Annotated in this window: 25 protein-coding genes; 13 read left to right on the forward strand and 12 right to left on the reverse strand. The window is 68.4% G+C overall.

The features are described 5' to 3' along the window. The first annotated feature begins 10 nt into the window (after positions 1-10). Positions 11-277, forward strand: coding sequence for a mycothiol system anti-sigma-R factor (rsrA, locus tag NNI01S_RS22630; protein ID WP_063022128.1), 267 nt, complete (start codon positions 11-13; stop codon positions 275-277). 73 nt (positions 278-350) lie between these two features. On the opposite strand, the gene NNI01S_RS36695 is transcribed toward rsrA, so the two are convergent. Beyond that, entirely contained in the window at positions 351-425 is a 75-nt protein-coding gene (locus NNI01S_RS36695; protein ID WP_022597109.1) for a 50S ribosomal protein bL37, read from the reverse strand. 90 nt (positions 426-515) lie between these two features. On the opposite strand from NNI01S_RS36695, the gene NNI01S_RS22635 reads away from it, so the two are divergent. Further along, positions 516-731, forward strand: a complete 216-nt coding sequence (locus NNI01S_RS22635; RefSeq protein ID WP_063022129.1) for a biotin/lipoyl-binding carrier protein — start codon at positions 516-518, stop codon at positions 729-731. 22 nt (positions 732-753) lie between these two features. Next, positions 754-2,268, forward strand: a complete 1,515-nt coding sequence (locus NNI01S_RS22640; RefSeq protein WP_063022130.1) for a sensor histidine kinase — start codon at positions 754-756, stop codon at positions 2,266-2,268. A 408-nt stretch (positions 2,269-2,676) separates the two neighbouring features. Here NNI01S_RS22640 and NNI01S_RS22645 read toward each other — a convergent pair whose 3' ends face one another. Next, positions 2,677-2,931, reverse strand: a complete 255-nt coding sequence (locus NNI01S_RS22645; protein WP_011211115.1) for a WhiB family transcriptional regulator — start codon at positions 2,929-2,931, stop codon at positions 2,677-2,679. Between the two features lie 255 nt (positions 2,932-3,186). Continuing rightward, entirely contained in the window at positions 3,187-4,131 is a 945-nt protein-coding gene (locus tag NNI01S_RS22650) for a diacylglycerol/lipid kinase family protein (RefSeq protein ID WP_063022131.1), read from the reverse strand. A gap of 199 nt (positions 4,132-4,330) precedes the next feature. Here NNI01S_RS22650 and NNI01S_RS22655 point away from each other — a divergent pair, with 199 nt between their 5' ends. Continuing rightward, positions 4,331-4,741, forward strand: a complete 411-nt coding sequence (locus tag NNI01S_RS22655) for a hypothetical protein (RefSeq protein ID WP_063022132.1) — start codon at positions 4,331-4,333, stop codon at positions 4,739-4,741. Here the strand turns inward: NNI01S_RS22655 and NNI01S_RS22660 are convergent. The 6 genes from NNI01S_RS22660 to NNI01S_RS22685 all read right to left on the reverse strand — a co-directional run bounded on the left by NNI01S_RS22660 (position 4,720) and on the right by NNI01S_RS22685 (position 10,206). After that, positions 4,720-5,421: an endonuclease V gene (locus NNI01S_RS22660; RefSeq protein WP_063022133.1), complete on the reverse strand. Its 702-nt coding sequence runs from the start codon at positions 5,419-5,421 to the stop codon at positions 4,720-4,722. The genes NNI01S_RS22655 and NNI01S_RS22660 overlap by 22 nt on opposite strands. A gap of 5 nt (positions 5,422-5,426) precedes the next feature. Beyond that, positions 5,427-5,903 carry a GNAT family N-acetyltransferase gene (locus tag NNI01S_RS22665; RefSeq protein ID WP_063022171.1) on the reverse strand — a complete coding sequence of 159 codons (477 nt, stop codon included), beginning with the start codon at positions 5,901-5,903 and terminating at the stop codon, positions 5,427-5,429. A 47-nt stretch (positions 5,904-5,950) separates the two neighbouring features. Further along, a complete protein-coding gene (locus tag NNI01S_RS22670) occupies positions 5,951-6,556 on the reverse strand; it encodes an acid phosphatase (RefSeq protein WP_063022134.1) in 606 nt (201 codons plus the stop codon). 102 nt (positions 6,557-6,658) lie between these two features. Beyond that, a complete protein-coding gene (locus tag NNI01S_RS22675) occupies positions 6,659-7,171 on the reverse strand; it encodes a nitroreductase/quinone reductase family protein (RefSeq protein WP_063022135.1) in 513 nt (170 codons plus the stop codon). Positions 7,172-7,212: 41 nt separating this feature from the next. Further along, the gene (locus tag NNI01S_RS22680; protein WP_063022136.1) at positions 7,213-8,442 is read right to left on the reverse strand and encodes an Rv3212 family protein; all 1,230 of its coding nucleotides are present in this window, start codon (positions 8,440-8,442) and stop codon (positions 7,213-7,215) included. 27 nt (positions 8,443-8,469) lie between these two features. After that, entirely contained in the window at positions 8,470-10,206 is a 1,737-nt protein-coding gene (locus NNI01S_RS22685; protein WP_063022172.1) for a DEAD/DEAH box helicase, read from the reverse strand. A gap of 409 nt (positions 10,207-10,615) precedes the next feature. On the opposite strand from NNI01S_RS22685, the gene NNI01S_RS22690 reads away from it, so the two are divergent. From NNI01S_RS22690 to NNI01S_RS22700, 3 genes are read left to right on the forward strand one after another with little or no spacing between them, the layout of a single operon-like run. Beyond that, positions 10,616-11,473 (forward strand): SCO6745 family protein, encoded by an 858-nt coding sequence (locus NNI01S_RS22690; RefSeq protein ID WP_063022137.1) that lies wholly within the window; start codon positions 10,616-10,618, stop codon positions 11,471-11,473. Between the two features lie 55 nt (positions 11,474-11,528). Next, positions 11,529-12,584 (forward strand): alpha/beta hydrolase, encoded by a 1,056-nt coding sequence (locus NNI01S_RS22695; protein ID WP_063022138.1) that lies wholly within the window; start codon positions 11,529-11,531, stop codon positions 12,582-12,584. A gap of 27 nt (positions 12,585-12,611) precedes the next feature. Next, positions 12,612-13,313, forward strand: a complete 702-nt coding sequence (locus tag NNI01S_RS22700; RefSeq protein ID WP_063022139.1) for a ferritin-like fold-containing protein — start codon at positions 12,612-12,614, stop codon at positions 13,311-13,313. Positions 13,314-13,319: 6 nt separating this feature from the next. Here the strand turns inward: NNI01S_RS22700 and NNI01S_RS22705 are convergent, their stop codons facing one another. Then, complete coding sequence (locus tag NNI01S_RS22705; protein ID WP_063022140.1) at positions 13,320-14,159, reverse strand: helix-turn-helix transcriptional regulator; 840 nt, start codon at positions 14,157-14,159, stop codon at positions 13,320-13,322. Positions 14,160-14,261: 102 nt separating this feature from the next. Between NNI01S_RS22705 and NNI01S_RS22710 the strand changes: the two genes are divergently transcribed. Both NNI01S_RS22710 and NNI01S_RS22715 read left to right on the forward strand, forming a co-directional pair. Further along, a complete protein-coding gene (locus tag NNI01S_RS22710; protein ID WP_063022141.1) occupies positions 14,262-14,801 on the forward strand; it encodes a YceI family protein in 540 nt (179 codons plus the stop codon). A gap of 269 nt (positions 14,802-15,070) precedes the next feature. Then, positions 15,071-15,298 (forward strand): DUF3107 domain-containing protein, encoded by a 228-nt coding sequence (locus NNI01S_RS22715; protein ID WP_063022142.1) that lies wholly within the window; start codon positions 15,071-15,073, stop codon positions 15,296-15,298. A gap of 73 nt (positions 15,299-15,371) precedes the next feature. Here NNI01S_RS22715 and fasR read toward each other — a convergent pair whose 3' ends face one another. Then, complete coding sequence (fasR, locus tag NNI01S_RS22720; protein WP_063022143.1) at positions 15,372-16,037, reverse strand: HTH-type transcriptional activator FasR; 666 nt, start codon at positions 16,035-16,037, stop codon at positions 15,372-15,374. 282 nt (positions 16,038-16,319) lie between these two features. Between fasR and NNI01S_RS22725 the strand changes: the two genes are divergently transcribed. From NNI01S_RS22725 to NNI01S_RS22740, 4 genes are all read left to right on the forward strand, one after another. Then, complete coding sequence (locus NNI01S_RS22725; protein WP_084489185.1) at positions 16,320-17,495, forward strand: DUF3152 domain-containing protein; 1,176 nt, start codon at positions 16,320-16,322, stop codon at positions 17,493-17,495. Between the two features lie 156 nt (positions 17,496-17,651). Then, on the forward strand, positions 17,652-18,836 hold the full coding sequence (gene moeZ / locus NNI01S_RS22730) for an adenylyltransferase/sulfurtransferase MoeZ (RefSeq protein ID WP_063022145.1): 1,185 nt from the start codon (positions 17,652-17,654) through the stop codon (positions 18,834-18,836). 350 nt (positions 18,837-19,186) lie between these two features. Then, on the forward strand, positions 19,187-20,038 hold the full coding sequence (locus tag NNI01S_RS22735; RefSeq protein ID WP_063022146.1) for a TIGR02569 family protein: 852 nt from the start codon (positions 19,187-19,189) through the stop codon (positions 20,036-20,038). 239 nt (positions 20,039-20,277) lie between these two features. Next, entirely contained in the window at positions 20,278-21,468 is a 1,191-nt protein-coding gene (locus tag NNI01S_RS22740) for a C40 family peptidase (RefSeq protein WP_063022147.1), read from the forward strand. Positions 21,469-21,618: 150 nt separating this feature from the next. Here NNI01S_RS22740 and NNI01S_RS22745 read toward each other — a convergent pair. Beyond that, a partial coding sequence (locus NNI01S_RS22745) for a DNA-directed RNA polymerase subunit beta (protein WP_501193590.1) occupies positions 21,619-22,331 on the reverse strand: 713 nt, incomplete at its 5' end.

The following is a 22,331-nucleotide window of genomic DNA, read 5'->3' on the forward strand; positions in this document are numbered from 1 at the left end:
GGACCCCGACATGGAGCTCGATTGCACCGCGGTACTCGCCGACGTGTGGTTGATGCTGGACGGGGAATGTGACGACGCGACCCGGGCACGGTTGCAGCACCACATGGAGCACTGCAGTCCCTGTATCGAGGCCTACGGCATCGAGGAGAAGATCAAGAGCCTGCTCAGCCGCAAATGCGGCGGCGATCGCGCGCCCGCGTCGCTGCGTGAGCGACTGACCATCGAGCTGCGCCGGTCGGTCGTGACCACGGAGACTTCGGTCGAGAGCTCCGAATAGCCCTGCGCATGCGAGCGGCACGCCTTCCAGCCGGAAGTGCGTGCCGCTTCGTGCGTGCGGGCCGAGCGTCAGCTCAGGCGTTGGGCCGCTTGCCGTGGTTGGCTGCGTTCCCCTTGCGGCTACGCTTCTTACGTCCGCGCTTACCCATGAGTATTCTCCCTTCTGGTTGAAGGCCATTCTTTCATGTGTGGTTGGCTGTACCGTCAGCGGATACAGGCCAACGAGTGAATGGGGTGCCATGGCTGAGGAAGTGCTCGCCGAACTGGTGTCGGTCGTCTACCAGGTGGTTGTCAAGGAAGGCGACGAAGTCCAGGAGGGCGACACTCTGGTGATCCTCGAGTCGATGAAGATGGAGATTCCGGTGGTCGCGGAGTCCAGCGGCACCGTGACCTCGGTTGGCGTGCAGGAAGGCGACGCGATCAAGGCTGGCCACCTGATCGCGGTCATCTCCTGAGCGATTGCGGCGGTAGATCTGCATGGCGACACTGAGCGAGCTGCTGGCCGAGCACACCGACCTACCCGGCGTAGCCGTGGATCATCTGCAGCGGGTGGTGGGCGATTGGCAACTGCTGGCCGATCTGTCCTTCGCCGATCTGCTGCTGTGGGTAGGTGCGGGACCGGTGACCGCTGGCGCCGACATCGTGTGCGTCGCGCAGTGCCGACCCACCACCGCGCCGACCGTGCACTTGGAGGACCTGGTCGGAACGTCCGCCCGGCAGGCCGACCATCCGCAGGTCTTCGACGCGCTGACCAGCGGCAATATCGTACGCGCCGACAGCGAGGTCGAGGCGTCCGGCGTCTACCACCCGCATCCGGTGCATGCCGTACGCGAGGCCATCCCGGTGCGCTGCGGCGACGATGTGATCGCGGTGCTGAGCCGGGACACCGATCTGCAACGCTCCCGGGTGCGCAGCCAGCTGGAGAGCGCGTACGTGGCATGCGCGGACGATCTGTGCCAGATGATCGCCGACGGCACCTTCCCCACCACCGAGGATCGCGCGGCCACCCACTCCAGTCCGCGCGCGGGGGATGGGTTCATCCGGCTCGACACCGACGGCACCGTTGTCTACGCCAGCCCGAACGCGCTGTCGGCCTACCACCGGATGGGCTTGCAGTCCGACCTGGCCGGGCAGGACCTCGCCGTCACCACCCGCTCCCTGATCACCGATCCGTTCGACGCCCAGGAAGTGGTGGGCGACATCCAGGCCGCGCTGGCCGGTCGGACCGGGCGGCGGATGGAGGTCGAGGCGCGCGGAGCCACCGTGCTGCTGCGCACCCTCGTGCTGCGCCCGCACGGGGAACTGGCCGGCGCCGCCGTGCTCGTTCGCGATGTCACCGAGGTCAAGCGGCGCGACCGCGCACTGCTGAGTAAAGACGCCACGATCCGGGAGATCCACCACCGGGTCAAGAACAACCTGCAGACCGTCGCCGCGCTGCTGCGCCTGCAGGCCCGTCGCACCGAGAACGAGGAGGCCCAGGTCGCGCTCACCGAATCGGTGCGACGAGTCACCTCCATCGCGTCGGTGCACGAAATGCTGTCCATGTCGGTGGACGAAGAGGTCGATCTCGACGAGGTCGTCGACCGGCTGTTGCCGATCATGGCCGATGTGGCCACGGTGCACACCGCGCGCATCAAGGTGCGCCGCGCCGGATCGCTCGGCGTCTTCTCCGCTGAACGCGCCACCCCGTTGGTGATGGTGCTCACCGAGCTGGTGCAGAACGCCATCGAGCACGCCTTCGATTCGGGCGAAAACGGCACGGTGACAATCCGTTCCGAGCGTTCGGCCCGCTGGCTGGATGTGATCATCAGCGACGACGGCCGCGGTCTGCCGCCCGGGTTCAGCCTGGAATCCTCCGATCGGCTCGGCCTGCAGATCGTCCGCACGCTGGTCACCGCCGAACTCGGCGGTTCCATCGGCCTGCATCCCGGCGCCGATATCGGCACCGATGCCGTCCTGCGTGTGCCACTGGGCCGCCGTTCCGGCCGCTGAGCTGGATCGGTCCCATCGCCCTGTTGCTCGAAGGTCGCGGGAGGCCACCGCTCGGGCGCGCTTTGCGGCTTGCCGGACAGTGGTCGACCGAATGTCCGTATCGAGCGGAATGCGAGGGTGCCGAACGGATTGTCACCGCCTCGACCCGGTTGAGAACCAACCACTTTCCCACAGCTTCCGATCATCCGCGAGTCGAACCGCGGCCTCCGCCGCGCCGTTATCCGCGCTGTCGATATTGCCGTCCGGCACAACCGTATTGGTCGGCTTCGGGTTTCGCAGCGAAGCGAGACCGATCATTTTCAGTTCGTCGTCCGGTGCACGAAAACAACACAGCCCGGCACCTACGGGTGCCGGGCTGAAATGCGTTACCGGGCCGGGCTGAATGGCCCGGTAAGGCCGGTCGTCTGATCAGACGACGGTGCGGGTGCGGGTGCGCGCGTTGCGACGCTTGAGCGCCCGGCGCTCGTCCTCGCTCATACCACCCCACACGCCGGCGTCTTGTCCGGACTTCAGGGCCCAGGACAGGCAGTCGGCGGTTACGGGGCAGCGAGCGCAGACCAGCTTGGCATCGGCAATCTGCGCGAGCGCCGGACCACTGTTACCCACCGGGAAAAACAGCTCGGGGTCCTCATCGCGACAGATGGCCTTGTGGCGCCAGTCCATTCCTCTGCTCCTTTGCTGGGCGCCGCACAGGGCGCCGACGGTTTGTGGTTCGTTCACTTGTGCGACTCGAATGTTTCCGCACGGTTGCTTGTGAATGCTTTCACGAACACCGTAGATGTCAATAGGCACGCGGTGCACCGTGGGGAAGCTCACGCTCTGAAGGCCCCCGCGTTGGGAAGCCTGCCCGGTCCTTTGTACTCGCTCCACCGGGATTTCGCAGCACTACCCGCCATGTTTTTCCCCGGTGTTTCGCCCTCAGTGCGGCCGCGGAGCGACGACAGCGAGGACGTCGGGCACGGCAGTGAAATCCACCACGTTGCGCTTCCCGATGAAGTCGCCATCGATTTGCAGGCCGATGGGTTCTTTGGACTCGATTCGTACGGCTGGGACGTCGTCTTCGCGAAATAAATTGCGGGACTTGGGATTTCCGTTGGCGGCCAGGAGCTGTCGCGCGAGCAGGAGGGTCGGCGCCACGGCCATGGAGCGCACGGCGAACACGCCCAGGCCCGTTTCGAACCGGGTCCCGGGGTTGGTGTGCACCGGCGTGGCGTTCAGATAGGTCCACGGTGTGGTGTTGGTAACGAAGGCGTAATGCACGCGGTCTATCGGATCCCGGCCCGGAATTTCGACCTGAACGCCCGGTTCCTTGCGCTTTGCCCGGAAGAATTGTCGCACGGTTGTTCGAACATATCGCGCCGGAGTGGCGGTGCGGCCGCGGGCGCGGCTGGCGTCGATGGCCTCGCAGACATCCGCGTCCAGCCCGACGCCCGCACTGAAGCAGAACCAGCGGTCGTCCGCCAGCCCGAGGCCGATCCGGCGATCGGCGTCCAGGGTGAGCAGATCGATGAGCTGATTGGTGGCGGTCACCGGATCGGGGGAGATGCCGAGCGCCCTGGCGAAGACGTTCGCCGACCCGCCCGGGATCACGCCGAGGCGCGGCAACCAGGCTTGACCGTCATCGAGGACGGGCAGCGGCAGGAAGCCGTTGATGGTCTCGTTGACCGTCCCATCGCCGCCGTGCACGACGATCAGGTCCATCTCGTTGGTGGCTGCCCATTGCGCCAGTTCCGCCGCGTGGCCGCGGTGCTGGGTGTGCGCAACGGTCAGCTGGGTGCGGCTCTCCAGCGCGTGCGCCAGTAGGTCCCGAGTCGCCGGCGTCGTCGAGGTGGCATTCGGGTTCACGATCAGCAGCGTCCGCACGATGGCAGCCTAGTTGGCGGCGGACCCGCCCTGGAAAAGCGGCGAGCGATGCGCCGGGCGCCGTCGTCCCGCGCGTACGCCGCACGGTGGCGCGGACGGGCGGGTCGTAGGCTTGCCGCGTGAACGAGCGGCAACAGGGGAAGCGAGGACACCGTGCGCCGTCGCGCACGAAGGAGCCGAGTGCGGGTGAGGCGCGATCGTGAGCGACAAGAGAGCGGCGGTGCCCACGACGGTGCGGGCGGCGGGCGCCCTGGTGACGCTCGAAGGCGTGGTGGCCGTGGGCGTCGCGATCGTGCTGGTGGTGCGGGGGTTGCTCGGTCACGACCAGTCCACGACTAGCGGGTACGGCACCGCCGCCTGGTTCGGCATCCTCGGCGGCGCGGTGCTGGCCGCGGGCGTTGCCCTGCTGCTGGGGAAGCGCTGGGGGCGCGCCATCGCCGTCATCGCGCAGCTGCTGCTGCTCCCGGTGACCTGGTCGCTGCTCACCGACTCGCATCAGCCGGTGTACGGCACGGCGCTGGGAGTGGTCGCGGTCGCCGCGCTGGCGCTGCTGTTCGCGCCGCCGTCCACCCGTTGGATGGCCCAGGACTACGGGGTCGAGCCGGAATAGTCCGCCGTGCGCAGCGCCGTGCGACAGAGTTGGTCGGCGCGCCGGGTGGTCTCCGGCAGCCGGTAGCGCGGGGTCAGCGCGAGCACCTGTGCGCAGGCGGTGTCGAGGTCGATGCGATGCCCCACGGACACGAACACCGGCTTGACGCCGGTTCTGGTGCGCAACGCCCGCCCGACCACCGCTGCCTCGATGGTGATGTCGGTGGCCGCGCCGCGTTCGGGACCCGGTTCGGCGTAGTCGCCCCACACGGTCTTCGCCACGCCGATCGTCGGCACCCCGGTGAGCAGTCCGAGGTGGCAAGCCAGGCCGAAGCGGCGCGGATGGGCGAGTCCTTGCCCGTCGCACACCAGCAGATCCGGTGCGGCATCGAGCTTTTCGAGCGCGGCCAAGGTGGCGGGGAGCTCCCGGAAAGCGAGCAGGCCGGGAACGTACGGGAAGGCGGCCACGCCGTGCGCGACGGCGGAAGAAACCGGGCGCAGGGTGCCGGCTGCCAAGACCACAACCGCCGCGGCCACGGCGCCGGTGTCGTCATAGGCGGAGTCGAGCCCGGCCACCGTTCGGAATCGCGTGCCCGGCGGGGTGAGCGTGGAAACCTGCGGCCGCAATTCGTCCTGCATCGCCATGGCCGATTCGGCCGTGGCGGGCCAGGACTGCGGATCGAACGGCGGGAGCCACGACATGCGCGCTACCGGGCGTCGGCGGCCAGCTTGCCGAGCGCGTCGCCCGCCAGCCGATAGCCCGCCCATTCGGTCTGGGCCACGGCGCCGATCGACTCGTAGAAGTCGATCGAGGGCTTGTTCCAGGTCAGCACCGACCAGGAGACGCGGCTGTAACCCTGGTCCACCGCCTCCTTCGCCAGAGCCGTGAGCAGTGCCTTGCCGTAGCCCTTCCCCCTGGTCTCCGGCTTGACGTAGAGATCTTCCAGGTAGATGCCGTGCACGCCGTCCCAGGTGGAGAAGTTGAGGAACCAGATGGCGCAGCCGAGCAGTGCCGACTCGTCCGCCACCACGTGCGCGAACACCTTCGGCTCCGGTCCGAACAGCGCGGCGCGCAGCTGCTCGGCGGTGACCGTGCATTCGTGCCGCGCCTTCTCGTAGTCGGCCAGGTCGTGCACCAGGCCGACCAGTCCGGGCACGTCGGCGGGAACGGCGCGGCGCAGCACGGCGCCGCCGAGATCGACGGGGGTGGAGTCGGTGGGGGCGGGTCGGGTCACAGTGACGCTCCGTTGGGTACCAGGTTGTGCGCGCGGATCGCGCGCGCATCGTGTTCATAGCCGAGCACGGTCAGCGCACCGGTCGACATGGCGAATCGGCGGCCCTCCCGGATGTCGAATTCGGCCCAGCGAGCGATCAGCGCGCGGGAGAAGTGACCGTGGCCCACCAGCACGATATCCCGCTCCGGCAGCGCGGGCGTCACGGCGGCCAGCACCCGGTCGGCGCGTTCCCGCACCTGCTGGGCGGTCTCGCCGTCGGGGACCGGGCCGGTCCAGATGGTCCAGCCGGGTACGGCCTCGCGGATTTGCGGAGTGGTCAGGCCTTCGTAGGCGCCGTAGTCCCATTCGGCGAGGTCGTCGTCGACCGCGGCTCCGGTGAGCCCGGCGAGTTCGGCGGTGCGCATCGCGCGCAGCCGTGGGCTGGTGCGTACCAATGGATTCCGCAATTCCAGCGTGGCGAGCAAGCGGCCTGCCGCCGCGGCCTGTTCTTCGCCGCGCTCGGTGAGCGGGAGGTCGGTGCGGCCGGTGTGCCGCCGCTGCGTGGACCAATCGGTCTCGCCGTGCCGGAGCAGCACGATACGGGCGTCGTCGAGTGCGGACATGCCTCCATGATGGTCCACCGATGATCATGGTGGTGCGCCGGATCGGACGCCCCTCGCACCGGAGGCGACCGTGTGGACATTTGCCGTGCCGACCGCCGCGGACTAGGACTCGATCGGGTCCCCGAGTTCGAGCACCACCAGTGGCAGCGGCCGCGAGACCTTGGACTGGTAGTCAGCGAGCAACGGGTTGTTCGTCCGCACCCAAGTCGCGAACTCGTCGTACTCGGCTCCTTCCAGCGCCCGCGCGGTGCCGCGGTAGGTGGTGGGCCCAAGCTCGATGGTGACGGCGGAATCGGCTTTCACGTTGTGGTACCAGGCGGGGTACCGGTCCTCGATGAACGAACTGACGTAGAGGGTTTCGCCGCGGCGCAACAGGCCGAGCGGGATCATGTGCCGCTTGCCGCTCTTGGCGCCGGTGGTGGTGAGCAAGATCAGCTCGCCGCCTTCGTACGCGCCGCCGACCTTGCCCCCGTTGTCGCGGAACTCCTGGATCACGCCGTCGTTCCAGTGCGCGATGTCTTCGTCGGAGTACTTCTGGTTCCAGGGCGCGTCCGGATCTTCGTAGGACGTGATAGCAGCGCTGTTCTCGGTTGTGCCGGGGAGGATTTCGCTCATACCCGCAGTGTGCTCCGAGGCACCGACAAATTCGCCGTGCCTTACCCGAAGGCGTGGAGTTCGCCGTCCCGGAGCTCGAGGACGGTCGTCCCGATCACGGTGAGCGAGATGGGATTCGCGGCATAACCCGGCCGCTCCACCGGGATGCGCCCCGCTTCGGCTCCCGTGGCCGGGTCCAGGACGGTGAGCGCGCCGGCGGTGGGCAGCAGCAGCTTGCCCGCCATGAGCGCGGGGGAGCCGAGGGCGCCGCCCGCGGTCCACAGCGGATCGAAAGTGCTTCCGTTCAAGGCGATCAGGCTGTTGCCGGTGAAGACGAGGTAGGCCGACCCGATGCGGGTGGTCGTGGTGGTCTGGCTCAACGGCGCCGAAAGCTGATGCACGACAATCGGATTGCCGTTGCCGTCGTAGACGGCCAAGCGTGGCGGCAGTGGCTCGGCGCCGGTCGCGACGCCCGGGAAGTAGAGCACGATGCGGCTGTCGGACACCGCGATCACTCTGGCTTCCGGAGAATCCGCTCCGGGGCCGCTCAATACGTGCGAGCCGTACTCCTCCGGCACCGTGTTGTCTTTCGGGGCCGGATTGAGCACGGTGAGCCGCTCGGCCGGGTCGGCGGGGCAGCGTTCCAGCACGGCGAGCCGGGACGGGCTGGAACCGGACGACAGCAACGTGCAGCCTCTGCGCGGCTGGGTCTTGACGTTCACCGGGGCGTCGACGAAGCCGTACTCCACGGTGCGCACCAGGTCCGAGCGCCACATCTCCAGCCGCTGCGGTCCCTGCGCCAGCAGGTAGGTGCCGTCTACCGACAGGCGCACGTCGCGATCCATGTAGCTGCTGCGCGCGGTGCGGCGGGCGCCGCTGTCACCGGCCAGCATCGTGGCCTGGCTGCAGCCGCGCTCGTCGCGATAGACGGCGATGACCATGCCGTACTGGCCCTCGACCCCGCACAGCGGCAAATCGCGCCGGTACTTCCACAGCTGGTCACCGGTGCGTGGATCGCGGCCGGTGACCGTGTCGCCGGCGGCGGTCACCGCGACGCCGCCGGACACGAGCGCCCGCGCGCTCGCACCGTCCGGCGCGTGCCACAACTCACGCAGCGAGGTGGGCAGTTGATCGGCCGCGGCCGGGGTCGGCACGGTGGACGACGCGGTCACCGATTCGGTGCCGTGCGCGTCTCCGCGCACCCACACCACGGCCCCGGCGATGACCACGAGAACCGCGATCGCGACTGCGGAGAGGATGTCGGCGCGCGTCCGCCGCTCGGGTGCGAGCACGAGTGCGAGACTAGCCGATCCGGGCGGTCAGGCCGATGCGGCGGCCGCGGGCTCGGCCGCGTTCCCGGTGTCCTCGGTCGCCGCGTCGCCCTCGCCCGACCGGCGTCGCCTGCGCCTGCGGCGAGCGGGCCGGTCGGTGGTGTCGGTGTCCACCGCGCCGCCGTTGTCGTCCGCGGACTCGGCGCTCGATTCCTCCGTGACGGGGTTGTCTGCGGCGTCGGTCGTCTTGCGCCGCCTGCGCCTGCGGCGGGCGGGCTTGTCGGCGTCGGCCGCCTGTTCCGCGTCCGCGACCTCGTCGCCCGTCGGAGCGTCGGTGTCGTCCGCGTCGGCGAGGTTCGGTGTGCCGTCGATCGGCTGACCGCCGCGGGTGCGCTTGCGGTTGCGCTTGCGCGGGGCACGAGCGGGGCGCTCGACCACGACCGCCTCCGGGTCGCGTTCCGGCTTCGGCTTGCGGACCACGCCCGTCACGCCCTCGGGAATACCGAGATCGGAGTACAGGTGCGGCGAGCGCGAGTACGTTTCGACCGGCTCGGGGATGCCGAGGCCGAGCGCGCCATCGATCGCCGACCAGCGGTTGAGCTCGTCCCAGTCGATCAGGGTCACCGCGACGCCGGTGCGCCCGGCCCGGCCGGTGCGCCCGATCCGGTGCACGTAGGTCTTCTCGTCTTCCGGGCACTGGTAGTTGATGACGTGCGTGACGTCGTCGATGTCGATGCCGCGCGCCGCGACGTCGGTCGCGACGAGCACGTCGATCGCGCCCTTGCGGAACTTGGTCAGCGCCTTCTCGCGGGCGATCTGCCCGAGGTCACCGTGCACCGCGCCGACCGCGAAGCCCCGCTCGGCGAGGTCGTCGGCCACCTTCTGCGCCGTGCGCTTGGTGCGCGTGAAGATCATCGTGGCCCCGCGGCTCTCGGCCTGCAGGATGCGCGCGATCAGCTCGCTCTTGTCCAAGGCGTGCGCGCGATAGACGAACTGCGCGGTGCGGTCGTGCACCGCCGAGTCGTGCGGCTCCTCGGCCCGGATGTGCGTGGGGCGGGTCAGGAAGGTGCGCGCCAGGGTGATGATCGGCCCGGGCATGGTCGCGGAGAACAGCATGGTCTGGCGCTTGTCCGGAACCATGCCGAGAATGCGCTCGATGTCGGGCAGGAAGCCCAGGTCGAGCATTTCGTCGGCCTCGTCCAGCACCAGCACGCCGATCTTCCCGAGAATCAGGTGCTGCTGGTCGGCCAGGTCGAGGAGCCGTCCCGGCGTACCGACCACCACGTCGACACCCGAGCGCAGCGCCGCGATCTGTGCCTCGTAGGGGCGGCCGCCGTAGATCGACGCGACCCGCAGCGGGCCCTGGTGGTTGGTCAGGTACTTGCTCGCGTTCTCCAGATCCTGGGTGACCTGGATGCACAGCTCGCGCGTCGGGACGATGACCAGCGCTCGCGGCGTGCCGTCCAGCGGTGTGGTGCCGGATTCCGCGGTCGCGATCCGGTGCAGCAGCGGCACGCCGAATCCGAAGGTTTTGCCCATACCGGTGCGGGCTTGACCGATGAGATCTTCGCCGGCGAGCGCCAGCGGAAGGGTCAGTTCCTGAATGGCGAAAGTACGTTCGATTCCGATCTCGCCGAGTGCGCGGACGATTTCCTCGCGCACCCCCAATTCGGTGAAAGTCGGGGCGGTGTGCGTTGCGTCCAGTTCGGCCGTCAACAGGGTCTCCGCCAGACCTGGTTCCTGATCGACTGTGATCTTGCTCAGGGTTCGTGCCTTCCTCGTAATCACGTCCCGCGCGCACGAGGTGGGGCGGACCGGGCGGTCCACGACGACCACGACTCCGCAGGCGATACTTCACCCGGCCACGCTCCGGATGCCGGGCGCCTGCCGCGAAAAGCGGCGGCTACCTCGCAAGACATCGGCGCGGCGCACTGGTGACGCGGATTGGTGCGCGCACATTTTCCTGTCCAACGAAAACTTCGCACTCGAAACCGGTCGGCGGTCGCAGCGGCGTCCCCGCGGTGTGCGTGAGCGCGACGTCCGGCGACTCTGTCGAGCGAAACTTTCCGTTGTCCGACGCGATTGTAGCGTGATATTGTGCGTCGCTCGAATTGCCACTGCGGCGCGCTTTCCGAAATCCTCCGGACCCGTCGCGTGCTTTCGCCGCGCCCGGCGCCCACGTACGCTGCGCCACATGGGAATTCATCCGGCGCGGCAAATCTGGGCGACGCTCGAACCGCTACACGATGTCGTCTATTTCGGAACCGGCGTCAAGGAGGCGGGCGTCGGGATCGGACTGCGCGGCTACTGGCAGACCTACTTCGCTTTCCGTGCGGCTCCGCTGGGCGCGGTGACGCCCGCCGCGGTTCAGGCGACCTTCGCCGGATTCCATCCGGATATGGTGCGTCGCGCGCTGCCGGAGGCGTGGGAGCGGGCTGCGCCGCAACGCTGCCTGGCCGCTCGGCTGGACCTGGCCACCGGCCTGTTGCGCGGCGTCGGCGCGGGCGACGCCGTCTGCGCTCGCGCGGTCGAATTGCTCGCGCCGGTGCAGCGTGCGGCCGATCCCACGGGGCGGCCGCTGTTCGCCGCGAACGCGGCCCTGCCGCTTCCCGCCGACCCGGTCGCCGCGCTGTGGCAGCTGACCACGTCGCTGCGCGAGCATCGCGGGGACGGCCATGTCGCGGCCTTGGTGACCAACGGTCTCGACGGACGTCAAGCGCTGGTCATGCAGGTAGCCGCGGCTAAGGCGCCCGAATCGGTGATGCGTCCCGCGCGCGGGGTGTCGGAGGCGGAGTGGGCCGACGCGTTCGGCGAGTTGCGCGCCCGGGGGTTGGTCGCCGGAGAACCCGTCACCCCCACGCTCACCGGCAGCGGCGCGGAACTGCTGGGCAAGGTCGAGGCGGTGACCGACGAAGCGGCGTGGACCGGAGCGCTCGCGGTGCTGTCGGCCGACGCGAGCACCGAGCTGACGACGTCGCTCGCGCCCTTGGTGCGCAGCGTGCAGGAGGCGGTGGTCCCGCCGCTCAACCCGGTCGGCATGGGACCGCGGTGACGCTGCCGGGAGTTGCCTGTTACCCGCGGTACCGATATGTGAGACTCTCTTCGCTGTGAGCCTTGCCGACACCGTCACCCTCGCCGCGCGCAACGCGTGGGCATTGACCTTCGGCTCCGGCATCGAGGCGCCGGACCCGACTCCCGCGACAATCCTGTGGGACCAGCCGCACCGGCAACTGCGGCGGTTCGAGCGAGCGGATGGGACTGCGCCGGCGGGGGACCGCGCCGTCCTGCTGGTCCCGCCGCTCGCCGCGCCCGCCAGCTGTTTCGATCTGCGGCCCGAGCAGAGCCTGGCGCGCTTCCTGCTGGAGATCGGCCGCAGCCCGTACGTCGTCGACTACGGCGACATCACCTTCGCCGACCGGCGTATGGGCTTCGAGGACTGGATCGATGACATCCTGCCCGAGGCGGTGCTGCGCACCAGCGCCGATCGCGACGGACGCGCGGTCGATCTGGTGGGCTGGTCGCTCGGCGGCACGCTGGCCTTGCTGACCGCCGCGGCGCACCCCGAGCTACCCATCCGGTCGATCACGGCCGTTGGCTCGCCGCTGGACTACGACCGGATGACCGGCGTGCCGCAGCTGCGCGCGGTCGCGCGACTGACGGGCGGCCGGGCCACCTCGACGGTCATCCGCGCGGCCGGTGGCGTTCCTGCGACACTGACTCGAATCGGCTACAAGGTCACCGCCTGGGACCGCGAGCTGACCCGGCCCTGGTTCGTCGCGAGCAATATCGCGCGCACCGAGGCGCTGGCGAAGATGGAGACGATCGACCGGTTCATGGCCGAGATGCCCGGATATCCGGGGCGTTTCTACGGACAGTTGTGGGGCCGGTTCATCCTCCACAACGACATCGGGCGCGGTGTCGTCGTCCTGGGTGGACGCCGGATCGAGCTGGCCGAGGTGACCGCGCCGGTGCTGCTGGTGGGCGGGCCCTCCGACGTGATCACCCCGGCTCCCGCGGTCGAGGCGGGCGTCGGCGTGCTCACGGGAGCAGCGATGGTCCGCTACGAGACCGCCCCCGGCAGCCACCTCGGCATCCTGGCCGCACCGACCGCGCGGGATACGACATGGAGCTACCTGGAGAAGTTCCTGGCCGAGACCGCGTGAACCGCGGCGAGTATTACGCTGGGGCGCATGGGAGCACAGTCACCTGCCGCGTTAGGTGTTTCGTCGACCGACCCAGCAAACCTCTTCATCCCCGCGAGCCATCCCGGCGTGACCGACCTGTTCGCGGTGCTCGCCTATGGCGAGATCTCCGCGTTCTACCGGCTGGCCGAGGAAGCCAAGCTGTCGCCGAGCCTGCGGGGCAAGGTGGCCGTGGCGACGATGGCAGCGGCCGAGATGGAGCATTTCAAGACGCTGGAGTCCGCGCTGGCCGCGCGCGGCGCCGATGTCTTCGACGCCATGGCCCCGTTCGTGCGCGCGCTGGACGACTATCACGCCTCGACCGACCCCTCGACGTGGCTCGAGTCGATGGTGAAGTTCTACGTCGGTGACGGCATCGCCGCGGACTTCTACACCCAGATCGCCGGCGCGCTGACCCCCGACATCGCCGCCGTGGTCCGCGACGTGCTCGCCGAGACCAGTCACTCGGAGTTCGTCGTGGAGGAGGTGCGCCGGGCGGTCACCGAGAGCCGCTCCGAACGCGACCGGCTCACGCTCTGGGGCAGGCGGCTGCTCGGTGAAGCGATCACGCAGGCTCAATTCGTCATGGCGCAGCGGGACGAACTCACCGACCTGGTGCTCACCGCCACCGGCGACCTCAACGGCATCGCCGCGCTGATCGAGCGGATGCAGGACAGTCACGCCGAGCGCATGGCGGTACTCGGCATCTGAGCGCGGCTACGCGTTCGCCGCGCGGTTGGACACCAGCCGCAGGCCGGGCGCGTTCGTGCTCGCCCGGTCGATCAGCCAGACGACGACGCTCTGGTCCCGGCCGTCGGCTTCCAAGTTCTCGAACGGCACTTCGACCACGCCGTGCACCGGATGGTCGAGGTGCAGCGTGCCGGAGCCGGGCGCGCCGACCCGATGCGGCTTCCAGCGTCCGGCGAAATCCGGCAGCCCGCGCAGCGCGTCGATCGTCTCGAGCAGCGCGTCGTCGCCGGGCCAGTGGAGTTTGGCGCGGCAGAGTGCGGAGGTGAAGATGTCGGCGGCCTCCTCCCAGTTGCGCAGGACGCGCCGTGCTGCCGGATGCACGAAGGTGTACCAGGCGAGATTGGGTTGATCCGGCCCGTCCAGCAGGCCCAGCGGGGCGACGAAATCGGCCCACGCCTGGTTCCAGCCCAGCACGTTCAGCCTGCGGCCGACCACGAAGGCCGGCGTCGGCTGCAAGGCGTGCAGGATCGTCTCGATCGTCGTAGCCACCTGCTCGCGAGCGGATGTGTTGCCCGGGCAGCGGGTTTCGTTGCCGGAGGCCAGGGCGAGCATGCCGAAGTACTGGCGGTCGTCGCCGCGCAACAGCAGTGCGTCGGCCAAGGCGTCGACCACCGCCACCGACGGGTTGGTGTCGCGTCCCTGCTCCAGCCGGGCCAGGTAGTCGGCGCTCACCCCCGCGCGGACGGCGACCTCTTCCCGCCGCAGACCGGGCGTGCGGCGGCGGCCGCCCTCGGGCATGCCGACATCCGACGGCCGCAGTTCGGCGCGCCGCGCGATGAGGAACTCTCCGAATCCGTTACGAGCCATGTGTCCCATCGTGCCCGGTCCAAGGACGGTTATCCGCGCCCTGTCAGGTCCAGGATAACGGCGGTCTGGCTAGCGGACCGCGGTCCGGTCATTGTCGGAAGCATGACATCTACCTCCGAATCCACCACCCTGAAATCCGGCTCCTGGGCACTGGACGCCGCGCACTCGTCGGTCGCCTTCACCATCCGCCATCTCGGCATCTCCAAGGTGCGGGGCGGATTCACCCGGTTCGAGACCGAATTCGTGGTCGACGAATCGGGCGCGGCCACCGTGGCCGCGACGATCCATCTCGACTCCTTCGACACCGGCAACGCCGACCGGGACGCGCACATCCGCACCGCCGACTTCCTCGACGTCGCCAATCGCCCCACGCTGACCTTCCGCGCTACCCGTCCGGTGCTCGTCGCGGAGACTTTCGAGGTCGAGGGCCAAGCCACGCTCGGCACGATCACGAAGCCGGTCACCCTGGAGGTCGAGTGGGGCGGCGTGCAGGACTTCGGCCCGACCGGCGACCGGCACGCGGGCTTCTCCGCCACCGGCACGATCAAGCGCACCGATTTCGGCGTCGGCGGCCCCTTGCCCGGCATGCTCAGCGACACCGTGAAGATCGAACTCGAGATCCAGCTGATAGAGCCCAAGTGACACCACGCCGAACGGTGTTCGCGAAGGGCGAACACCACCCGGCCACCTCCGCCGAACCGCAACCCACCCACCGAGTTCCCGGAATCCACCAATTGATTTCGCAGGTACATGGGTAACTCACCGGGTACGCCCGGAACCCGAGCGGCCCCCGACGCAAGCCCGGAACGCGGCCGCCGTGGCACCTACTGGTACGGCCTGAATACGCGGAGAGGCGGGCCGGCACTAGCCTGGACTCGACAGCACAGGACTCTCAGGTTCGGAGGTTGGCCGTGGAGGTCAAGATCGGTATTTCGGATAGCCCGCGCGAGCTGGTGATCAACAGCGCGCAGACCCAGGACGAGGTCGAGGCGCTGGTGTCCGGTGCGTTCGGCAGCGACGGTGGCGTCTTGTCGCTCTCCGACGAGAAGGGCCGCAAGTTCCTGATCCAGGCGTCGAAGGTCGCGTACGTCGAGATCGGCTCGACCACCGGCGGCCGCGTCGGCTTCGCCGCGGTCTGAGTCCCGGCCCATACGCATCGAGCCCCTGCCCCCGATCGCTCGGGGACAGGGGCTCGTTCGTCGTTGTGACCGCTCAGTCGATGGGGTGCAGCGGCACGTGCTTCAGGCCGCCCCACGCGAGCGAGACGGTCGTGTCGACCGCCTCCTCCTTCGGGATCGGCCGATCGGCCTCCAGCCAGTACCGCGCGGTGAACTGACTCGCGCCGACCAGGCCGACGGCCAGGATGCGGGCCCGGTAGGGGTCGAGACCAGAGTCGTGCGCCACCAGGTCGAAGACCGCGTCCACACAGGCCTCGGTGGCCTGCTCGACCCGGCGCTGCACCTGCGGCTCGCTGGTGAGGTCGGACTCGAAGACCAGGCGGAAGCCCTGCATCTCGTTGTCCACGAAATCGAAGTACGCCTGCACCGCCGCGCGTACGCGCTGCTTGTTGGAGGTGGTGGAGCGCAGCGCTTGACGCACGCTGGACACCAGCATGTCCACGTAGTTCTGCAGCACGGCGAGGTAGAGCTCCAGCTTGCTGCTGAAGTGCTGGTACAGCACCGGCTTGCTCACTCCGGCGCACTGCGAGATCTCGTCCATGCCCGCGGCGTGGTAGCCGCGCTGCACGAACACTTCGCTTGCCGCCGCGAGTAGCTGTTGACGTCGCTCGTCGCGCGGAAGCCGCGTACCGCGTTTGGCGGGTGCCATGGCCTCGGACGACGATCTACGGGACGTCGTCCGGTCCACGAGGTCAGTCATTTCGGCTCTCCCAGTCGATTCCCCGGCAAAGGGGTGTGCACCGGGTTATCTCATGAACGATACCCGGTTGTCGCCCGTCCGCGGATCGGGGCCGGGCAACTCGGTGCCACCCGGAGACACATTGTCGCACCGACGGGGCCGGCGGTGTGCCCGTGAGTGGGGATCCGTCGCTGTGAGACTCTGGTGACCGTGACCGACCGACCGGACAGACCACCCGGCGGGCGGCGTGGTGCGCGCCGCCCGGCTGGCTCCGGCGCGCCCGGTTCCGTAGGGTCGGACCCCATGGCGAGAACCTGGCCAGAGGCGCGATCGGATGGTGCGGCTCGGACCGGCGCAGCCAAGCGGTCCGGAGCCGGCGGCGGGTCACCCGGCCGCAAGACGAGCAAGCGCAAACGCGACCCGGCGCCGGAAACCCCTGTGCCGCAGCCTGATCCGGACCGGCAGCAGTCCGATCAGGACGGTGTCGAGGTCTACGATCCGCTCGGCCTCTACTCCCACAAGTCCGAGCGGTCCCATCAGCCGCTGCGCGCCCGCTGGGATCCCACCTCCCCCGCCGACGGCAGGGACCGAGGCCGCCCCGAACGGGACGCCAAGAAGCAGAGCGCGCTCGGCAGATTCGTCTCCACCTACGGCTGGCGGGCGTACGCGTTGCCCGTTCTGATGGCGATCACCGTTCTGGTCATCGTCGACGCGGTCCGCGCCGCCGACACCACCAGCATCGCCGGCTCCGATCCGGGGCTCGGGCGACTCAGCACGGCCACCGCCACCGCGGGCATCATCGGAGCCCCGCCGGGCGACGGGCACTTTCCCACCGATCTCCCCACCGGGGCACTGCCCGACGGCGGCGCGTTCGCCGAGACCGGCGGCGGCTCCTGGCACGTGGTGCCCGGCACGACGGCCCAGGCCGGTACCGGAACCGCGACCGTCTTCCGCTACACCGTGGAGATCGAGAACGGCGTGGACACCTCCGGCTCGGGCGGTGACGAAGCCATCGCCAAGATGATCGACTCCACCCTGGCCAATCCGAAGAGCTGGGCCCACGATCCCAAGTTCGCGTTCCGCCGGGTCGACCAGGGTGACGCGGACTTCCGCATCTCGCTCACCTCGCGGGGATCCAGCCGCAAGGAGTGCGGGTTCGACATCCCGATCGACACCTCGTGCTACAACGCCGACGACCGCCGCGTGGTGTTGTCGGAAGTCCGCTGGGTGCGCGGTGCGCTCGCTTTCGAAGGCGACATCGGGTCCTACCGGCAGTATCTGATCAACCACGAGGTCGGCCACGCCATCGGCTACCACCAGCACCAGGCGTGCGAGGCCGACGGCGGGCTCGCGCCGGTGATGATGCAGCAGACCTTCGGCACCAGGAACGACGACATCGCCGCCCTCGATCCGCACGGCGTGGTACCGATGGACGGCAAGCGTTGCCGCTTCAATCCCTGGCCCTACCCGCGGGGATAGCGGGGGCGAGGGCAGGGCGGCTGCCGCGCCGCGTTCGGTATACGGAACGATGGATGGGAAGAACGGCCCCGTCGTCGGTGTTGCACAGATGCATCAGCCCGCCACGGGCGTCACACCGCCGCAGCGATCGGCCAAGCGATTCGAGGAGTCCTGGACGTGTCATCACCCAAGTCCCTGCCGCCACTTGTCGAGCCGGCCGCGGAGCTGACCAGGGATGAGGTAGCCCGCTACAGCCGACACCTGATCATCCCCGATCTCGGCGTGGACGGACAGAAACGTCTGAAGAACGCCAAAGTGCTGGTGATCGGTGCAGGCGGCCTCGGCTCGCCCGCTCTGCTGTACCTGGCCGCCGCGGGTGTCGGCACGCTCGGCATCGTCGAGTTCGACGAGGTCGACGCCTCGAACCTGCAGCGTCAGATCATCCACGGCGAATCCGATATCGGCCGCCCCAAGGCCGACAGCGCGCGCGACTCGATCCTGGAGATCAACTCCGGCATCGATGTCCGGCTGCACAAGCTCCGGCTGGAACCGGAGAACGCGGTGGAGCTGTTCGGCGAGTACGACCTGATCGTCGACGGCACCGACAACTTCGCCACCCGCTACCTGGTCAACGACGCCGCGGTGCTCGCGGGCAAGCCGTACGTGTGGGGCTCGATCTACCGCTTCGAGGGCCAGGTCTCGGTGTTCTGGGAGGACGCGCCGGACGGGCGCGGCATCAACTACCGCGACCTGTACCCGGAGGCCCCGCCGCCCGGCATGGTCCCGTCGTGCGCCGAGGGCGGCGTGCTCGGCGTGCTGTGCGCGTCCATCGGCTCGGTGATGGTCACCGAAGCGATCAAGCTGATCACCGGCATCGGCGAGCCGCTGCTGGGTCGTCTGATGGTGTACGACGCACTGGACATGAACTACCGCACCATCAAGCTGCGCCGGGACCCGGAGCGTCAGCCGATCACCGAGCTGATCGATTACGAGGCGTTCTGCGGGGTGGTGTCCGAGGAGGGACAGGCGGCCGCGGCCGGGTCCACCATCACCGCGCGCGAACTGGAGGAGCTACTGGCGTCGGGTAAGCCCATCGAGTTGATCGACGTGCGCGAGCCGGTCGAGTGGGACATCGTGCACATCGAGGGCGCCAAGCTCATCCCCAAGGACCGCATCCTGTCCGGCGAGGCGCTGTCCGAGCTGCCCCAGAACCGTCCGATCGTGCTGCACTGCAAGACCGGCGTGCGCTCCGCCGAGGCCCTGGCGGCCCTGAAACGCGCGGGCTTCTCCGACGCCACCCATTTGCAGGGCGGCGTGATCGCTTGGGCCAACCAGGTGGACAAGTCGCTACCGGTTTACTGAGTAAGTAGACGCCGAAGCCATATCGGGGCGTTGGCTGTGCGAGAACGGCGTCGAGCGCCGTCGCCTCGGCCGGGCAGAGGCCGGGGAGGACGCTCGGCCGCTGTCGAGTTTGCGTAGTCGTCGTTGTGACCGGGGCAATGCGCGCGCAGGGCGCTGATGCCGAGTGCCGAGCCTGTCCGCGGACACGACCACAGACGCCCCAACCACTGGTTTCGAACGAAGCGGAACCGAGCATGTGCCGTTCGCGGCCCGGCTCGTGTCCGAGCGGTCGCTCGGACACGAGCCATAAGAGGGCCGCGAACACGGCGCGCCGAAGGCGCGCCAAAATCGGCGCAGCGTACCGTACGGCCGTGACTTCTGTGGAACCTCCCGAGCATGTGCGTGCCACGTTCGGTCTGCGCGAAGTGACCCCGGTTTCGCTCGGTGACTGGGAAGGCGGTTGGCGCTTCGGCGACGTTGTGCTGAGTCCGGTCGCCGATCACGCGCGCGCGGCGTGGTCGGCGAAGACCCGCGAGACGTTGAAGGTCGACGGCTTGCGGCTGGCGCGTCCGGTGCGGGCGACCGACGGCCGCTACGTGGTGTCCGGCTGGCGTGCGGACACCTACCTGGAGGGCGCTCCCGAGCCACGGCACGACGAAGTGGTCTCGGTGTCGCTGCGCTTGCATCAGGCGACGGCGCAACTGGAGCGTCCACGCTTCCTTACCCAGCCGCCGGTCGTGCCGTGGGTGGACGTGGACGTGTTCGTCGCCGCCGATCGCGCTGCCTGGGAGCCGGTGCCCCTGCGCAGTCTCCGCGCCGGTGGCGCGTCGCTGTCGACGTCTCCGGACGGCAGGCGCAGTATCGAGCTGATCGGTCAGCTGGCCACCCTGCGCAAACCGGTGCAGACGCCGCCGCAGCTGGTACACGGTGACCTGTTCGGCACGGTCTTGTTCGCGGGCGCGCAGATCCCCGGACTCTCCGACATCACCCCGTACTGGCGGCCGGCTCCCTGGGCGGCGGCAGTGGTCGTGGTGGACGCACTGTCCTGGGGCGGCGCGGACGACGGCTTGCTCGATCGTTGGGCGGACCTGCCGGAATGGCCGCAGATGTTGTTGCGCGCGGTCATGTTCCGCCTCGCGGTCCACGCGCTGCACCCGAGATCGACGCCCCAGGCGTTCCCCGGTCTGGCGCGCACGGCGGACATGGTGCGCCTCACCCTCTGACGGTAAAGTCGCGCTCCGGCAAGCTGGTTCGAACGAGCGGGGTCCTGCTGGTTCGTTCCGGCGGGCGCTTCACTCTGGTTCGGACGGATTGCCCGCTGTCGCCAATGTCGGGAATGCCGGATACTCGCGGTAACGCATGTACCCGCATGCGCTTGGAGTCTCTCGCCGAGAGAGGTACGGATGTTGTTTGTTGTCCCGCGGGGACCGGCCGTGTGGACTGCGCTGGGTGGAGGGTGTGCATGACGACTCTCGAAGACCTCGATCTCCCCGACCTTCCGCATCCCGCCTATGCCAGCGCCGGTCTCAATGCGGTCGTCGACACGGCGAACGTGTACATGCAGAACTCGGTCCTGCTGTTCGCGTCGGGTTGGGACGGCGGGCAGAAGGACATGATCGCTTGGCTGGCGGACAAAAAGGTGTGGGGTAACGACGGGCTGCTGAGCACGGCAGGCCAAAAGCTCACCAAGGACGGCGCCCAGACGCTCGAACCCGGATCGTCGGTGCTGGTGGACAAGTACGAAGACAAGCGCGGTGCGTTCCTGGACAAAACGTCAGAACTGCAAGCGCAGAACAAGGGCGTGAACGAAAGCGCCATCGCGAGCTTCGACACCTCGAACAAGGCATTCCAGGATGTCAAAGAGATCGTGACCGGGCTCAAGACCGAGCTGAGTCGTGAACCCGGAGAGCACCAGCTGACCCGACTGCCCGATGGCAACTTGCACCTGACCGCCGCCGAGGAAAACCGGTTGCTGCAGCTGATCCTGGAGGGCGTGGACCGTGTGCACGACACGATCGAGGACGCGGACAGCGGTATGCAAAGGGACGCGGGCAATATCTACAAGATGATCCCGGACCTCCCGCGCAACCCCTATGGCAATGCGCCGGATGTGGGGAAGCGGGCTCCGTGGGCGCTGCCCGCGAGCGATGCCACCTGGACCGACGGGACCGGAACCCCGGACGATATTGTCGCGAAGGCGCGTGAACAACTGAATCTCGGCGTCTCGGAGAACAATGGCGACAATTACCCGGTGTACTACGATAAGTATGGCGTGCCGCACAAGGTTCCCTACGATATCGGTGGTCCATGGTGTGCGGCCTTCTCCACCTGGGTGTGGGACAAGGCCGGCTACAACGTCGAATGGACCAATAAGGATTACGTGCCCGCGATCTGGAACGACGCCAAACATATGGGGTTGGCGGCGAATATCTCGAACGCGCAAAAAGGGGACATGATCATTTTCGACTGGGAGGGCGACGGAACGCCCGATCATGTAGGAATCGTCGAATCCGTCGATCCCCGAACCGGCCGGATCACCACCATCGAAGGCAATTCCGGTGATGCTTTGAAATCCAACCACTATTCCATGAACGAGGGATCGCTCGTCGGCGTGGTCAAGCCGCCACCCAATCGAGCCGCGCAAGCAGTCTGACGAGCCGCCTTTTACTGGTTCGGCCGAGTGCTCGGCCCCGCTGCGCTGTGGCCGTAGCAGTACGGACCGCCGCAGTGCACGTTCCGGCGCGCCGCGTACAGCCCGTCGCGACAGGCCCGTGCGCGGCGCGCCGATCACTGTGCGGCAGTATCAGCTCGAGAGATCGTTCACCGAAGCGGACTCGCTGCCGGACAGGGAGATTCCCAGGTTGGCGGCGGTGCGGTCGACTTCATCGTCGCCGTGCTGGAATTCGATGGCCGAACCCGCCGACAGCACCTCGACGTTGAGGCACAGCGACTGGAGTTCCTTGAGCAGGACTTTGAACGATTCCGGGATGCCCGGTTCCGGGATGTTCTCGCCCTTGACGATCGCCTCGTAGACCTTCACGCGGCCGACGACGTCGTCGGACTTGATGGTCAGCAGTTCCTGCAGGGTGTAGGCCGCGCCGTAGGCCTGCATGGCCCAGCACTCCATCTCACCGAAACGCTGACCACCGAACTGCGCCTTACCACCCAGCGGCTGCTGGGTGATCATCGAGTACGGGCCGGTCGAACGCGCGTGGATCTTGTCGTCGACCAGGTGGTGCAGCTTCAGGATGTACATGTAACCCACCGCCACCGGGTACGGGAACGGCTCACCCGAACGGCCGTCGAACAAAGTCGCTTTTCCATCCGCTCCGACCATCACGTCGCCGTCGCGGTTGGGTAGCGTCGACGCCAGCAATCCGGCAAGTTCTTCCTCCCGAGCGCCGTCGAAGACGGGTGTCGCGAGATTCGTGTCGGGAGCCGCCGACAACAAGTCCTCGGGTAAACGTTTCGCCCAGTCCGGGCGCGACCCATCGGCGAGCTGAATGTTCCAGCCCG

Origin of the sequence: Nocardia niwae NBRC 108934 = DSM 45340, assembly GCF_001613465.1 — a bacterium.
GTDB lineage: Bacteria > Actinomycetota > Actinomycetes > Mycobacteriales > Mycobacteriaceae > Nocardia > Nocardia niwae.

Excerpts from the sequence above, each read along its gene's own strand:
- rsrA (WP_063022128.1), top strand. The coding sequence starts at position 11 with ATGGAGCTCGATTGCACCGCGGTACTCGCCGACGTGTGGTTGATGCTG.
- NNI01S_RS22635 (WP_063022129.1), top strand. The coding sequence starts at position 516 with ATGGCTGAGGAAGTGCTCGCCGAACTGGTGTCGGTCGTCTACCAGGTG.
- NNI01S_RS22640 (WP_063022130.1), top strand. The coding sequence starts at position 754 with ATGGCGACACTGAGCGAGCTGCTGGCCGAGCACACCGACCTACCCGGC.
- NNI01S_RS22645 (WP_011211115.1), bottom strand. The coding sequence starts at position 2,931 with ATGGACTGGCGCCACAAGGCCATCTGTCGCGATGAGGACCCCGAGCTG.
- NNI01S_RS22660 (WP_063022133.1), bottom strand. The coding sequence starts at position 5,421 with ATGTCGTGGCTCCCGCCGTTCGATCCGCAGTCCTGGCCCGCCACGGCC.
- NNI01S_RS22670 (WP_063022134.1), bottom strand. The coding sequence starts at position 6,556 with ATGTCCGCACTCGACGACGCCCGTATCGTGCTGCTCCGGCACGGCGAG.
- NNI01S_RS22675 (WP_063022135.1), bottom strand. The coding sequence starts at position 7,171 with ATGAGCGAAATCCTCCCCGGCACAACCGAGAACAGCGCTGCTATCACG.
- NNI01S_RS22690 (WP_063022137.1), top strand. The coding sequence starts at position 10,616 with ATGGGAATTCATCCGGCGCGGCAAATCTGGGCGACGCTCGAACCGCTA.
- NNI01S_RS22700 (WP_063022139.1), top strand. The coding sequence starts at position 12,612 with ATGGGAGCACAGTCACCTGCCGCGTTAGGTGTTTCGTCGACCGACCCA.
- NNI01S_RS22705 (WP_063022140.1), bottom strand. The coding sequence starts at position 14,159 with ATGGCTCGTAACGGATTCGGAGAGTTCCTCATCGCGCGGCGCGCCGAA.
- NNI01S_RS22710 (WP_063022141.1), top strand. The coding sequence starts at position 14,262 with ATGACATCTACCTCCGAATCCACCACCCTGAAATCCGGCTCCTGGGCA.
- fasR (WP_063022143.1), bottom strand. The coding sequence starts at position 16,037 with ATGACTGACCTCGTGGACCGGACGACGTCCCGTAGATCGTCGTCCGAG.
- NNI01S_RS22725 (WP_084489185.1), top strand. The coding sequence starts at position 16,320 with ATGGCGAGAACCTGGCCAGAGGCGCGATCGGATGGTGCGGCTCGGACC.
- NNI01S_RS22740 (WP_063022147.1), top strand. The coding sequence starts at position 20,278 with ATGACGACTCTCGAAGACCTCGATCTCCCCGACCTTCCGCATCCCGCC.